Source organism: Streptomyces sp. AK08-02 (genome assembly GCF_033795085.1).
Lineage (GTDB): Bacteria > Actinomycetota > Actinomycetes > Streptomycetales > Streptomycetaceae > Streptomyces > Streptomyces echiniscabiei.
Genome location: NZ_JARAZV010000004.1, coordinates 181,343 through 197,669, shown reverse-complemented (window position 1 = coordinate 197,669; position 16,327 = coordinate 181,343). Strand labels below are relative to the sequence as shown.

Here is a 16,327-nt window from a genome sequence, read left to right as displayed (position 1 = left end):
TCACCGGGTTTTGGGGAGCGGCAGTCAGTGAAGGCGGGGTCTCTCAGGAGATTCCGAGTTCGTCGTTGATGAAGTCGAGAACCTCATCGGCGGAGGCGGATTCCAGTTGCTCTGCCACTGTCGAGTTCTCCGTCTGTTCGCCGAGTCCGTTGAACTTCGCCACCAGCCCCTGGAGACGGAGCATGACGCCGGTCTTCTTGGCCTCGTCGAAGAGCAGTCCGGTGATCAGTGATTCGATGTCCTCGATCTTGGAATTCACCATCGACAAGGCGTCGTCGGTGGTTCCGAGCTCGCCGTGCAGATAGCGAGCGAGCGCCAGTGGTGTGGGGTAGTCGAATACCACCGTCGCCGCCAGCTTGAGGCCGGTGGCCTCGCGCAGACGGTTGCGCAGCTCGACCGACGTGAGTGAGTCGAAGCCGGTGTCCTTGAAGGCCGTCTCCGCGCCGACGTTCGCGACCCCGGCGTGACCGAGGACGCTCGCCACATGACCGCGGACCAGGTCGAGCAGCAGCGCCTCCTGCTCCTGCGGTGCGAGGCCGACGAGCCGGCGGGTCAGTCCGCCGTTGTCGCCGGAGGCCGTACGGGCCGTCTGGCGACCGGGGTTGACCAGTCCGCGCAGAATTGGCTGCGCCGGGCGGCCCGCCGCCGCGTCGGCGCGCAGCGCCCGCAGGTCCAGCTTGATCGGCACCGCCAGGGCGGTGGCGGTCCGCAGGGCCGCGTCGAACAGCCGCATGCCCTCGGCGGGGGCGATGGGCAGGACGCCGCCACGGCTCATACGGGCCTGGTCGGCGACACCCAGATGGGCGGTCATGCCGCTGGTCTGCTCCCACAGGCCCCAGGCGAGTGACGTACCCGGCAGCCCCGCCGCCCGCCGCCGGTGAGCCACCGCGTCCACATAGGCGTTCGCCGCCGCATAGTTGCCCTGACCGGCCGAACCGAACAACCCGGACGCGGACGAGAACACCGCGAACACCGACAGGTCCATGCCCCGAGTCAGCTCATCCAAATGCCCCACAGCCGCAACCTTCGGCCCGAACACATACGCCAACCGCCCCGGCGTCAACGCACCGATCACACCGTCGTCCAACACACCAGCCGTATGCACGACCCCAGTCAGCGGATGCTCCGCCGACACCGAACCGAGGAGCGCAGCCACCGCATCCCGGTCGGCCACGTCGCACGCCGCCACCGCCACCGACTCGGCACCCAACTCCCGCAGCTCGGCAACCAGTTCCGTCGCACCCTCCGCATCCGGGCCACGCCGACTCGCCAGCACCAGATGACGAGCGCCGTACTCAGTGACAAGGTGCCGGGACAGCAGCGCGCCCAACGAACCCGTACCACCGGTCACCAGCACCGTCCCCCCGACAGCCAGAGCCACGCCCTCAGCCGACTCGACGACGGCTGCACGCACCAGACGTGGCACGGACAACACCGAACCGCGCTTCGCGAGCTGCGGCTCGCCGCAGGCCAGCGCCCGTCCGAGGACCGTGGTGAACGGGTCTTCGGCGGCCGGGTCCAGGTCGAGCAGGACGATCCGGTCGGGGTTCTCGGCCTGGGCAGTGCGGACGAGACCCCAGACAGCTGCCGCGGCCGGATCGACGACATCGCCGTCAGCACCGGCGGGGACAGCACCCCGAGTGACGACCACCAACGAGGAATCCTCGAAAGCCTCCTCCGCCAGCCAGGCCTGAACCACACACAGCACCCTGCCCGTCAACGCGAGCACCTCGTCGATACCACCGGCCCCACCGCCGAAGGCCTCCAGAACAGCCACCGCCGGAACCTCCGCGGCCAAGGCAGCCACGTCTTCGGTGGTCGTGACCGGAACCCACGAAGGCTCCGGCTCGGCCACCGCCCCAGGCGTCGCCACCAACTCGGTCCACTCCACCTCGAACAGAGCGTCCCGGCTGTCGTCAGCCGCCGCGATGTCCAACTGCTCCACGTCCACGGGCCGGAAGGTCACCGACTCCACCGTGAGAACCGGACCGCCGGTCTCGTCGACGGCGATCAGCGATCGAGCGTCCTGGCCCTGCGGTGCGATCCGCACGCGCAGTGAGGAGGCTCCGGCGGCGTGCAGCACCAGCCGGTTCCAGGCGAACGGCAGGACGTTGTGGCCCTCGTCCGGTTGCGCGAACGCCTCTGTGTGCAGCGCGGCGTCCAGCAGGGCCGGGTGAAGGCCGAACCGGGCGGCGCTGTCGCGCAGTTCGTCCGGCAGGGCGACCTCGGCGAACAGCTCTTCGCCGCGCCGCCACACGGCCCTCAGGCCCTGGAAGGCCGGGCCGTACGCGTATCCGTGGCCGAGTAGTTCCTCGTAGAACCCGGTGACGTCGAGCGGTACGCGTTCGGCGCCGGACGGCGGCCAGACGGAGACGTCGAAGCCGGCCATGTCCGTGCTCCCGGCTGGAGCCGCTCCCAGGGTGCCGGTGGCGTGCCGGGTCCAGGCGTCCACGCCGATCTCGCCACCGTTGTCCTCGCGCGCCGAGTAGACGGCGACAGTGCGCGTGCCGTTCTCGTCGGGGCCGCCGACGGCTACCTGGACACGGACACCGCCATGGGCGGGGACGACCAGCGGCGCCTCGATGACCAGTTCCTCCAGCATCCCGGCGGCCACGACATCTCCGGCACGGACGGCGAGCTCGACCAGTCCGGTACCGGGGACGAGGACGACCCCGCCGACAGCGTGGTCCGCGAGCCAGGCGTGCGTGCGCAGGGACAACCGCGAGGTGCACAGGACACCACCGGTCTCCGGAACCTCCACCACAGCACCCAGGAGGGGGTGATCGGCGGTGGACTGTCCGAGCGACACCGCGTCGACGGCCGGAGCCAGTTGGAGCCAGTAGTGCTGGTGGTCGAAGGCGTACGTCGGGAGGTCGAGGTGCGCGGCACCCGCGACCGGCAGCATGCCCGCCCAGTCGACCGCCCCTCCGTGTACGAAGACTTCGGCGGTCGCGGTGAGGAGGGTCTGCGCCTCGGAACGACCGTCCCGCAAAGCCGCGACACACGTCGCCCGCTCACCGGCCGACTCGGCCACCACACCCGACAAGGCCGCACCCGGGCCGAGTTCGATGACAACCACATCGCCGTCGCCGGCTGCAGCCGTGACCCCGTCGGCGAAGCGCACGGGACGGCGGACGTGGTCGACCCAGTACTGCGGGTCGGTGAGCTGCCCCGGCTCGGCAAGCCGCCCGGTCACGTTCGACACCACCGGGAACTCCGGCTCCGACCACGACACCTGAGACAAGACATTCGCGAACTCGGCCAGCATCGGCTCCATCAGAACCGAATGGAACGCGTGCGAAACAGTCAGCCGCTTGGTCTTACGACCCTGCTCCCCCAGCTTCGCCACCACCGCCAACACGGCATCCTCGACACCCGACAGCACTACTGACGCGGGGCCATTGACCGCCGCCAGACCCACACCCTCACCCAGCAGCCCGGCGACCTCCGCCTCCGACGCCGCCACCGCGACCATCGCACCACCCGACGGCAACGCCTCCATCAACCGCCCACGCGCCGCCACCACCACAGCCGCATCCGCCAGCGACAGAACCCCCGCCACATGAGCCGCCGTGATCTCACCGATCGAATGGCCCATCACCGCATCCGGCTTGATCCCCCACGACTCCACCAACCGGAACAACGCCGTCTCCACCGCGAACAGACCGGCTTGCGTGAACACCGTCCGACTCAAATCACCGGCCCCACCCAGGACCACATCCCTGACCGAGTGCTCCACCCAGCCGGACAACTGACCGTCCAGCGCCGCGCATGCCTCATCGAAGGCCTCCGCGAACACCGGATAGCGCGCATACAACTCGCGACCCATACCGACCCGCTGCGAACCCTGCCCCGGAAACACCACCACCGTACGAACCGAACCCCCGGCGCTGCCCCTGACCACACCAGCACTCGACTCACCTCGCGCCAGCGCACCAAGCCCCGCCAACGCCTCCTCACGCGAACCGGCCACCACCACCGCACGCTCCGACAACACCGCCCGCTGAGCAACCAGCGCACCCGCCACGGTGCTCAACGGCAGCTTCTCTCCGGACTCAACGAAGGACGTGAGCCGCTCCGCCTGGCCCGCCAGTGCGCCGGCGCTCCGCGCAGACACCACCAACGGCATCACGCCGTCGACGGCGTCTGCCGTCGGCTCGGGCTCGGGCTCCGACACGGCCGGCTCCGGTGCCTGCTCCAGGATGATGTGCGCGTTCGTGCCGCTGACGCCGAAGGCGGAGACGCCCGCCCGACGCGGCCTGCCGTTCTCCGGCCACTCCCGGGCCTCGGTCAGCAGTTCCACCGCACCAGCCGACCATTCGACCTCCGGCGACGGTTCGGTGACGTGCAGGGTGGGCGGCAGGACGCCGTGCCGCAGGGCTTCCACGGTCTTGATCAGGCCGGCGACACCGGCGGCGGCCTGCGCGTGCCCGATGTTCGACTTGACCGAGCCCAGCCACAGCGGCCGGTCTTCAGGCCGGTCCTGCCCGTATGTGGCGAGCAGTGCCTGCGCCTCGATCGGGTCGCCGAGGACGGTACCCGTGCCATGCGCCTCCACCGCGTCGACATCGGCTGTCGACAGGCCGGCGTTGGCCAGCGCCTTGCGGATGACCCGCTGTTGGGAGGGCCCGTTGGGGGCGGTCAGGCCGTTCGACGCACCGTCCTGGTTGACCGCCGAACCGCGTATCACCGCGAGCACGTGGTGCCCGTTGCGCCGGGCTTCCGACAGGCGCTCCAGGATCACGACCCCTGCGCCCTCGGCCCAGCCTGTTCCGTCGGCGGTCGCGGAGAAGGCCTTGCAGCGGCCGTCGGGCGACAGTGCCTGCTGGCGGGAGAACTCCACGAAGGTGTACGGGTTCGCCAGGACGGTCGCACCGCCGGCGAGCGCCATCGAGCACTCGCCCTGACGCAGTGCCTGGGCGGCGAGGTGGATGGCGACCAGCGACGACGAGCAGGCCGTGTCCACGGTCACCGCCGGACCCTCGAAACCGAACACGTAGGAGACCCGGCCGGAGGCCACGCTCCCGGCGGAGCCGGTCGCGGTGAAGCCACCGAGTTCGGCCGGGACCTCACCGCCGAAGCCGTATCCCTGGGTCATCACGCCGGAGAAGACGCCGACATCGGTTCCCTTCAGGGTCCCCGGGTCGATCCCGGCGCGCTCCATGGCCTCCCACGAGGTCTCCAGGAGCAACCGCTGCTGCGGATCCATGGCGAGGGCCTCACGCGGCGAGATCCCGAAGAAGCCCGCGTCGAACAGGCCCGCGTCGTACAGGAATCCGCCCTGGTCGACGTACGAGGTGCCGACCCGGCCGGCGTCGGAGTCGAACAGGCCGTCGAGGTCCCAGCCGCGGTCGGACGGGAACCCGGACATCGCGTCCCGGCCCTCGCTGACCAGCCGCCACAGGTCCTCCGGGTTCGCCACGCCACCCGGCAGGCGGCACGCCATACCCACGATCGCGATCGGCTCGTCGGGGTCGGCGACCGCCACAGAGGGGGCGACCCGTGCGGCAGTGACCGCGGGTATGTGGCCGAACGCCTCGTGCAGATGGCGGGCGAGGGCGAGCGGCGTCGGGTAGTCGAAGACGACGGTCGTCGGCAGGCTGAGGCCGGTGGCCTCGCGGACCCGGTTACGCAGCTCGACCGAGGTGAGCGAGTCGAAACCGGCGTCCTTGAACGCCTTCTCGGACCGTACGTCGTCTGCCCCGGCGTGCCCGAGGACGGTCGCCACCTGGCCGCGGACCAGGTCGAGCAGCAGCGCCTCCTGTTCCTCGGGCGTGAGCCCGGCCAGCCGGTCCGCGAGGCCACCGGCGCCACGCTGGACGGTGGCCGCACGAGCGGACTGCCTGCCGGTACGGACCAGGCCGCGCATCAGCGGCTGCACCGCCCCGCCGGACGTGGCATCGGCGCGGGCGGCTCGCAGGTCGAGTTTGATGGGTACGACGAGCGCCTGTTCGGCGTGGAGGGCCGCGTCGAAGAGGGCGAAGCCCTCGGCCGGAGTGAGAGCCTGCACGCCGCCACGGCTCATACGGGCCTGGTCGAGTTCGCTGAGGTGGGCGGTCAGGCCGGTGCTCTGCTGCCACAGGCCCCACGCCATCGACACACCGGGCAGACCGACGGCCCGGCGTCGGGCCATCAGGCCGTCGAGGAAGGAGTTGGCAGCCGCGTAGTTGCCCTGGCCTGCCGATCCGAAGAGCCCGGCGCCGGAGGAGAACACCGCGAAGGTGGTCAGGTCCAGGTCGCGGGTCAGCTCGTCCAGGTGGCGGACGGCGGTGACCTTCGGGGCGAACACGCCTTCGACGCGCTCCGGCGTCAGCGCGCCGATCACCCCGTCGTCCAGGGCACCGGCCGTGTGCACGACACCGGTCAGCGGATGCTCGGCCGGTACGGCCGCCAGCAGTGCCGCCACGGCGTCCCGGTCGGCGACATCGCAGGCGGTGACCGTCACCACCGCACCGGCCCCGGTGAGTTCGGCGACCAGTTCAGCGGCGCCCTCCGCGGCGGGGCCTCGGCGGCTGACCAGCAGAAGGTGCCGTACGCCGTGCGTGTCGACCAGGTGTCGGGCGAGCAGAGAGCCCAGGGAGCCGGTGCCGCCGGTGACGAGGACGGTGCCCTCGGCGTCGAAGGCAGCGGGGGTGTCGGAGGTGTCGGCTCCGGCCGTGTCGCGGACGAGGCGGGGGGCGCAGAGCAGCTGGCCGCGGGAGGCGACCTGGGGTTCGCCGGTGGCCAGTACGGCGGCGAGGACCGGTTCCATCTCGATGCCGGTGACGTCCAGGTCGGAGTCGGCGGCGGTGTCCAGCAGGACGATCCGCTCCGGGTCCTCGGCCTGGGCGGCCCGGATCAGGCCCCAGACGGCGGCGCCGGCCGGGTCGGTGACGTCGGCGTCGCCCCCGGCGGGCACCGCGCCCCGGGTGAGGACGACCAGCCGGGAGGCGGCCAGGCTCGGGGCGGCGAGCCATGCCTGGACCATGGACAGGATCCGGTTGGTCAGGAGCAGCGCGTCATCGCCGTTGCCGCTGCCGAACGCCTGTGTCACGGCGATGACCGGGGTGGTGACGTTGGCGGCGAGGATCTCCACCTCGTCGGCGTGGAACAGCGGCACCCACGGCGGCAGTGTCTCCGTGCCCGGGGTGACCATGGGCAGTTCGGCCCACTCCACCCGGAACAGGGAGTCGTGGCCCGGCCCCGCGACGGCCGCCGCGGTGGAGAGCTGTTCGGCGGTGACCGGCAGGAAGGAGAGCGCGTCGAGCGTCAGGACGGGTACGCCGGTCTCGTCGGCGGCCGTCAGCGACAGCCGGTCGGACCCGGTCGGCGCGAGCTTCACGCGCAGCGCAGAGGCGCCCGTGGCGTGGAGTGTCAGACCGGTCCACTCGGCGGGCTGCCACAGGCGCTGCCCGTCCGTGGCCGTCGTCGCGTTCGGGTCCGCGTTCGGGCTCGTGCCCGCACCGTTCCCGCCCGCGGTCGTGCTGGAGTCGGCCACGGCCGCATGGCGCAGGCCGGAGTGGAGAGCCGCTTCCAGGAGTGCCGGGTGCAGCCCGAAGCGGCTCGCGTCACCGCGCTGCTCGTCCGGGAGGGCCAGTTCGGCGAAGACCTCGTCGCCGCGCCGCCACAGCGCCCGTACGCCCTGGAAGACCGGGCCGTACGCGTGGCCGAGCCGGAACAGGTCGTCGTAGAGCTCGTCGACGCTTGCGGGCCGGGCGCCCGTGGGCGGCCAGAGGACGAGGTCGTCGTCGGCCGTGGAGCGGTCGGCGGGTGCGGTGGAAAGCCGGCCGGTGGCGTGGCGGGTCCAGGCGTCCGCGCCCGTGTCCTCGGCGGCGTCCTCGCGGATCGAGTAGATGTCGATCGTGCGGGCGCCGTCCTCGTCGGGTCCGCCGACGGTGACCTGGACGCGGACGCCGCCCTGCTCGGGCAGCACGAGCGGCGCCTCGACCACCAGTTCGTCCAGCGTGCCGCAGCCGACCTCGTCACCGGCGCGAACGGCCAGCTCGACCAGCGCGCCGCCGGGCACGACGGCCATGCCGCCGATGACGTGGTCCGCGAGCCAGGGGTGGGTGCGGAGCGAGAGTCGGGAGGTGAAGAGCAGGCCGTCCGACTGCGGAAGCCGGACCACCGCGCCGAGCAGCGGGTGGTCGGCGGCGGCCTGGCCGAGGGAGGCGGCGTCGGTCGCGGGGGCCAACTGGAGCCAGTAGTGCTGGTGGTCGAAGGCGTACGTAGGGAGATCGACCTGGCCGGCGGATTCCTCGGGGAGCATGCCGGTCCAGTCGACCGCGACGCCGTGGACGAAGAGTTCGGCCATCGAGGTCAGCAAGCGGCGCGGACCGCCCTCGTCGCGGCGCAGCGAGCCACCGACAAGAGCCGCCACGCCCTCGGCGTCGACGATCTCACTGACCGGCTGGACCAGGACCGGATGGGCGCTGGACTCCACGAACACCGTGTGACCCCCAGCCAGGAGGTCGGCGATCGCGGGACCGAAGCGGACCTGATTGCGCAGGTTGCGGTACCAGTAGCCGCCGTTGAGGACACCGGCCTCGCGGACCCATTCACCGGTCACGGTCGAGTAGAAGGGAACCAGGGGGGCCTGAGCACGGATGTCGGCGAAGGCCTCACCCAGGATCTCCTCGATCGCCTCGACATGCCGTGTGTGAGAGGCGTAGTCCACCGCCACCCGACGCACCCGCACACCATCCGCCGCCAGGACCTCCAGCACCTCATCCAGGGCTTCGGCATCACCCGCGATGACCACCGACGCCGGACCGTTGACCGCCGCGACCTCCACCCGGCCCGCCCAGCGCTCCAGGCGCCCGACGACGTCGGCCTCTGCCAGTGCCACCGAGGCCATGCCACCCCGGCCCGCGAGACTCCCGGCGATGACCTGGCTGCGCACCGCCACAATCCGGGCAGCGTCCTCCAACGACAGCGCCCCGGATACGCACGCGGCGGCGATCTCGCCCTGCGAGTGACCCACCACCGCATCCGGCACCACACCCACCGACGCCCACACCGCAGCCAGACCCACCATCACCGCGAAACTCGCCGGCTGCAACACATCCACCCGCTCCAGCAGTTCAGCCGGAACATCACCCCGCAGCACATCCACGAGCGACCAGTCGACCCAACGATCCAGCGCCGCCGCGCACTCGGCGATCCGCTCCGCGAACACCGGTGAGGAGTCGAGGAGTTCACGACCCATACCGGCCCACTGCGAACCCTGGCCCGGGAACACCAACACCGTCCGCCCCAAAGCGGCGGTACCGAACGATCCGCCTGTGACGACGCCGGGGTGGGACTCGCCCCGCGCCAGGGCACCGAGACCTGACAGGGCGTCGTTCCGGGAGGCAGCCACGATCACCGCGCGGTCGGAGAGCAGCGCCCGTCGCGTGACCAGCGTCGCCGCCACGGCCTCCAGCGGCACTACCTGTACCGTCTCGGACATATCCGACGTATCTGATGCATCTGACGTATCGACGAACGACGCGAGCCGCGCGGCCTGTCCGGCCAGGGATGCCGCCGAGGCGGCGGACACGACGAGTGGAACCACGCCGTCGGTCGAGGTGGCCGGCGGTGCGGGCTCGTTCTCCGGTGCCTGTTCCAGGATCAGATGCGCGTTGGTGCCGCTGATGCCGAAGCTGGAGATTCCGGCGCGGCGCGGCCTGCCCTCCTCCGGCCAGGCGCGGGCCTCGGTGAGCAGTTCGACCGCGCCCGCCGTCCAGTCGACCTGGGGCGTCGGCTCCGTCACGTTGAGCGTGGGCGGCATGACGCCGTGCCGCAGCGCCTGCACCATCTTGATCACGGCGGAGACACCTGCCGCTGCCTGCGTGTGCCCCACGTTCGACTTGAGCGATCCCAGCCACAGCGGGCGCTCCGGATCCCGGTCCCGGCCGTACGTGGCGAGCAGGGCCTGCGCCTCGATCGGGTCGCCGAGTTCCGTGCCGGTGCCGTGTGCCTCCACGACGTCGATGTCGGCTGCGGCGAGGCCCGCGTTGGCGAGCGCCTTACGGATGACCCGCTGCTGCGAGGGCCCGTTGGGCGCGGTCAGACCGTTCGAGGCGCCGTCCTGGTTCACGGCCGAGCCACGGACGACCGCGAGCACCCGGTGTCCGCGTCGGCGGGCCTCCGAGAGGCGTTCCAGGACGACGATGCCGACACCCTCGGACAGGATGGTGCCGTCGGCACCGGCCGAGAACGCCTTGACCCGGCCGTCGGCGGCGAGGCCGCGCTGCCGGGACATGCCGCGCAGACCGATCGGCGAGCCCATGACGGCCACTCCGCCGGCGAGGGCGAGCGAGCACTCGCCCTGGCGCAGTGCCTGGGCGGCGAGGTGGATGGTGACGAGGGACGAGGAGCAGGCGGTGTCGACGGTCACGGACGGGCCCTCGAAGCCGAACGCGTACGAAACCCGGCCGGAGGCCACGCTGCCCGCGGTGGCCGTGGTGACGAACCCTTCGAGTTCGTCGGGCATGTTGCTGAGGGACTCGACGTAGTCATGGATGGAGACGCCCGAGAAGACGCCGATGTTGTCACCGCGCGCGGAGCGGGGATCGATGCCTGCGCGCTCCAGCGCCTCCCACGAGGTTTCGAGTAGGAGCCGTTGCTGCGGGTCCATGGCGAGGGCCTCACGCGGCGAGATCCCGAAGAAACCGGCGTCGAACTGGGCGGCGTTGTGCAGGAATCCGCCCTTGTGCACGTAGGCCGTGCCTGGCTTGTCGGGGTCGGCGTCGAACAGGCCGTCGAGGTCCCAGCCGCGGTCGTCGGGGAGTGCCACCATGCCGTCGCGGCCCTCGGCCACGAGGCGCCAGAGGTCGTCGGGGTCGTCGACGCCGCCGGGCAGGCGGCAGGCCATGCCGACGATGGCGATGGGCTCGTCGGGGTCGGCGGTCACGACGGTGGGAAGGGCGGTGGCGCCGGCGCCGGCCGTGTCGTCGCCGAGTTCCTCGCGCAGGTAGCGGGCGAGTGCCACCGGGGTGGGGTAGTCGAAGATGAGGGTGGCGGGGAGCTTGACTCCGGTGGCGGCGCCGAGCCGGTTGCGGAGTTCGACAGCGGTGAGCGAGTCGAAGCCGATCTCGCTGAACCCGCGGGTTCCCTGGGCGAGTTCGGCGGCGTTGAAGCCGAGGACCGCGGTGGCTTCGGCCTGCACGATACCGAGGAGGACGGCCTCCTGTTCGGCATCGGGCAGTCCGGCGAGACGGCGGACCAGGTCGCTGCCGTCGCCCGCGCCGGCACGGGCGAGGCGGCGGCCGGTGCGCACCAGGCCGCGCAGCAGGTGCGGGACGGTACCGCCGGAGGTCGCGTCGGCCCGCAGGGACCGCAGGTCAAGCTTGATCGGTACGAGCAGGGCGTGTTCGCCTCGCAGGCCGGTGTCGAGGTGGGCGAGGGCCTCGGCGGGGGCGAGCGGCAGGACGCCGCCGCGGCTCATGCGGGCCTGGTCGGTCTCGCTGAGGTGGGCGGTCAGACCGGTGCTCTGCTGCCACAGGCCCCAGGCCAACGAGGCACCGGGCAGACCGGCGGCCCGCCGCTGGGCCATGCTGGCGTCGAGGAAGGAGTTGGCAGCCGCGTAGCTGCCCTGGCCCGCGGAGCCGAGCAGAGCGGCGGCGGAGGAGAAGACGGTGAACGACGCGAGCCCCGGTGCGAGTTCGCGGGTCAGTTCGTCCAGGTGGCGGACGGCGGTGACCTTCGGGGCGAAGACGCCTTCTATGCGCTCCGGCGTCAGCGCGCCGATCACCCCGTCGTCCAGAACGCCGGCGAGGTGGACGACACCGGTGAGCGGGTGGTCGGCCGGTACGGCCGCCAGCAGTGCCGCCACCGCGTCCCGGTCGGCGACATCGCAGGCGGCGAGCGTCACCACCGCGCCCGACTCGCCGAGTCCGGCGACCAGTTCGGCCGCGCCCTCGGCGGCGGGGCCTCGGCGGCTGACCAGCAGGAGGTGTCGTACGCCGTGCGTGTCGACCAGGTGCCGGGCGACCATGGCGCCCAGGGAGCCGGTGCCGCCGGTGAGCAGGACGGTGCCCTCTGGGTCGAAGGCGAACGTGGACCCGGTCTCGGCCTGGGGCTCGGTGGGGGCAGTGGTCGCGCGCACCAGGCGGGGGGCGGACAGGGCCGTACCGCGGACGGCTACGAGGGGCTCACCGGTGGCCAGGACGGGCCCGAGGACGGGACCCGCTCCGGCGGAACCGGCGGGGTCGAGGTCGACGAGCACGATGCGGTCGGGGTTCTCTGCCTGAGCGGCCCGGATCAGGCCCCAGACGGCGGCGCCGGCCGGGTCGGTGACGTCGGCGTCGCCCCCGGCGGGCACCGCGCCCCGGGTCGCGACGACGAGGGGGACGGCGTCCAGGCCGGGTGCGGCGGCCAGCCACGCCTGGATCACGGCCACGACGCGGGTGGTGAGGCCGAGCGGGTCCTCGCCGTCTCCGGTGGTCGCCGTGAGAACGGCGACCGGCGGCAGGGTCTCGCGGGCCGCGAGTGCCGTCACGTCGTCGGCGGTGGCGAGCGGCGCCCAGGAGGCGGGCGCGGCGGCGCCCTCGGGAGCGGGCAGCGGGGTCCACTCCACGCGGAACAGCGAGTCGCGGCTCTCCCGGCCGGCCGCTCCGGCGTCCAACTGCTCGGCGGTGACCGGCAGGGACACCAGCGAGTCCATGGTCAGGACAAGGTCACCGGTCTCGTCGGCGGCCTGGAACGAGAGGGCGTCCGGGCCGCTCGGGGCGACTCGTACGCGCAGGGCGGAGGCGCCCAGGGCATGCAGGACGAGGCCGTTCCAGGCGAAGGGCAGGACCTTGCGGTCGTCGTCGGGGTTGGCGAAGGCGTTGGTGTGCAGGGCGGCATCGAGCAGGGCCGGGTGGATGCCGAACCGGTCGGCGTTCTCCCGCTGCTCGGGCGGCAGGGCGGCCTCGGCGAACAGTTCGTCGCCGCGCCGCCACACGCCGCGCAGGCCCTGGAAGGCCGGACCGTACGCGTATCCGCGGGCGACCAGGTCGGGGTAGAAGTCGTCGATGGCGACGGGCTGCGCGCCGGCCGGGGGCCAGGCGGCGAAGTCGACGGCGGGCTTGGTGCCGGCGGCCGGGGCGGCGATGGAGAGAAGGCCGGTGGCGTGCCGGGTCCACTCCCCCTGTCCGGCCTCGTCGGCGGCCTCCTCGCGGAGGGAGTAGACGTCCACGGTGCGCGAACCGTTGGGCCCGGCGCCGCCGACGGCGACCTGGACACGGACACCGCCGTGCTCGGGCAGCACGAGGGGCGCCTCGATGACGAGTTCCTCCAGGACAGCGCAGCCGAACTCGTCGCCGGCGCGGACCGCCAGATCGACGTAGACCGTGCCGGGTACGACGACCACGCCGCCGATGGCGTGGTCCGCGAGCCAGGGGTGGGTGCGCAGGGAGAGCCGTGAGGTGAGGACCAGGCCGTCGGACTGGGGCAGCGGGACCACCGCGCCGAGCAGCGGGTGGTCGGTGCCGCTCAGGCCGAGCGAGGCGGCGTCGTGGGCGGTGCCGGTCAGCTGGATCCAGTAGTGCTGGTGGTCGAAGGCGTATGTCGGGAGGTCGACGCGTCCGGCGTCGGGACCGGCCGTGAGGACACCGCTCCAGTCGATGTGGACGCCGCGGACGAAGAGTTCGGCCATCGAGGTGAACAGGCGGCGCGGCCCGCCCTCGTCGCGGCGCAGGGAGCCGGTCACGACGGCGTCGGCGTCGGCGCGGTCCACGATCTCGCTGATCGGCTGCACCAGGACGGGGTGGGCGCTGGATTCCACGAACACCGTGTGGCCCTCGGCCAGGAGGTCGGCGATCGCGGGACCGAAGCGGACCTGCCGGCGCAGGTTGCGGTACCAGTAGCCGCCGTCGAGGACACCCTCCTCGCGGACCCATTCACCGGTCACGGTGGAGAGGAACGGCACGGCGGGGACCTGGCTGCGGATGTCGGCGAAGGCTTCGCCAAGGGTCTCCTGGACGGCCTCGACGTGCCGGGAGTGCGAGGCGTAGTCGACGGCGATGCGGCGCACGCGTACGCCCTGGTCCTCCAGCGCGTCGAGGGCCTCGTCGAGGGCTTCGGCGTCACCGGCGATCACGACCGACGCCGGACCGTTGACCGCCGCGACCTCGACCCGGCCCGCCCAGCGCTCCAGCCGCTCGGCGACGTCGGCCTCCGGCAGTGCCACCGAGGCCATGCCACCCCGGCCCGCGAGACTCCCGGCGATCACCTGGCTGCGCACCGCCACAATCCGGGCAGCGTCCTCCAACGACAACGCGCCCGATACGCACGCGGCGGCGATCTCGCCCTGCGAGTGACCCACCACCGCATCCGGCACCACACCCACCGACGCCCACACGGCCGCAAGACCCACCATCACCGCGAAACTCGCGGGCTGCAACACATCGACCCGCTCCAGCAGTTCAGCGGGAGCGTCCCCCCGCAGCACATCCACGAGCGACCAGTCGACCCAACGATCCAGCGCCACCGCACACTCAGCGATCCGCTCCGCGAACACCGGTGAGGAGTCGAGGAGTTCACGACCCATACCGACCCACTGCGAACCCTGACCCGGGAAGACGAGTACGACCTTTCCGGCCCCGCCCGGCGTCGACGCGCTGCCGACGGCCACCGTAGGAGCGGACTCGCCGCGCGCCAGCGCTCCCAGGCCCGCCAGGGCCTCCTCGGACGAGCCGGCCACGACCACCGCACGCTCGGACAGCACCGCCCGGCCGGTGGCCAGTACGGCCGCCATGCCGGCGAGGGCGACCGTGCCGGACGCCTCGACGAACGACACGAGCCGTTCCGCCTGGCCGGTCAGCGAGGCGGCCGTGGCCGCCGAGACCACGAGCGGCACCACGCCGTCGGCAGCGGGAGCCGGAGCGGAGTCCGCGGCGGGCTCCTCTTCCAGTGCCTGCTCCAGAATCATGTGGGCGTTCGTGCCGCTGGCACCGAACGAGGACACACCGGCCCGGCGCGGACGGTCGTCCTGCGGCCATTCCCGTGTCTCCGTCAGCAGTTCCACCGCGCCCGCGGTCCAGTCCACCTGCGGGGTGGGGGCGTCGACGTGCCGGGTGGCGGGCATGACGCCGTGCCGCAGCGCCTGCACCATGTTGATCACACCGGCCACGCCGGAGGCGGCCTGGGTGTGGCCGATCACCGACTTGACCGAGCCGAGCCGCAGCGGCCGGTCCTCGGACCGGTCCTGGCCGTACGTGGCCATCAGGGCCTGTGCCTCGATCGGATCACCGAGAACGGTGCCGGTGCCGTGGCCCTCGACCATGTCGATGTCGGCCGTGGTCAGGTCGGCGCTCTCCAGTGCCTTGCGGATGACGCGCTGCTGCGCGGGGCCGTTGGGCGCCGTCAGGCCGTTGGAGGCGCCGTCCTGGTTGAGGGCCGAGCCGCGGATCACCGCGAGCACCCGGTGCCCGTTGCGCCGTGCCTCGGACAGGCGTTCCAGGAGGATCACGCCGGCGCCCTCGGCCCAGCTGGAGCCGTCCGCGCAGGCCGCGTACGACTTGCAGCGGCCGTCGAAGGCGAGGCCGCGCTGCCGTGCGAAGCCGACGAACCCGCCGGGAGTCGACATGACGGTCGCGCCGCCGGCCAGGGCCATGGAGCACTCACCGCGCCGCAGTGCCTGGGCGGCCAGATGGATGGCGACCAGGGACGAGGAGCACATGGTGTCGACAGTGACGGCGGGGCCTTCGAGACCGAGGGTGTAGGCGACCCGCCCCGAGGCGACGCCACCCGCGGTGCCCAGGGCGCGCTCCAGGCTGAGGAAGCCTTCGAAACCGCTGAGGTCGGGCGCGTAGTCCTGGTGGACCATGCCGGCGAACACGCCGATGTCGGTGCCGCGTAAGGAGTGCGGGTCGAGGCCGGCCCGTTCGAGGGCCTCCCAGGAGACCTCCAGGAGCTGCCGCTGCTGGGGGTCCATCGCGAGCGCCTCGCGCGGCGAGATCCCGAAGAACGCGGCGTCGAACTGGCCCGCGTCGTGCAGGAACGCGCCCTCGCGGACGTACGTCGTCCCGGGGTTGTCCGGGTCGGGATGGTAGAGGCCCTCCAGGTCCCAGCCGCGGTCCTCGGGGAAGGTGGTGTAGACGTCGGTGCCGTCGGTCACCACCCGCCACAGGTCCTCGGGGGTGCGTATGCCGCCCGCGTACCGGCAGGCCATCGAAACGATCGCGATGGGTTCGGCCGAGGCCTCGGAGAGACGCTGGTTCTCCTGCTGGAGCCGCGTGTTCTCCTTGAGCGAGGCACGCAGTGCGTTGACGATCTGCTCGTCCGGCGCCGTCATCTCGGTACGTCCTCCGTCTTTGCCGCTGTCGGTAAGTCAGGTGTCGGTATGTCAGGTGTCGGTATGTCAGGTGTCGGTATGTCA

Annotated in this window: 1 protein-coding gene; it reads right to left on the bottom strand. The window is 72.2% G+C overall.

Going from position 1 to position 16,327, the window contains the following annotated elements:
• Positions 1-43 precede the first annotated feature (43 nt).
• Positions 44-16,210 carry an SDR family NAD(P)-dependent oxidoreductase gene (locus tag PV734_RS09610; protein ID WP_415924184.1) on the bottom strand — a complete coding sequence of 5,389 codons (16,167 nt, stop codon included), beginning with the start codon at positions 16,208-16,210 and terminating at the stop codon, positions 44-46.
• Positions 16,211-16,327 lie beyond the last annotated feature (117 nt).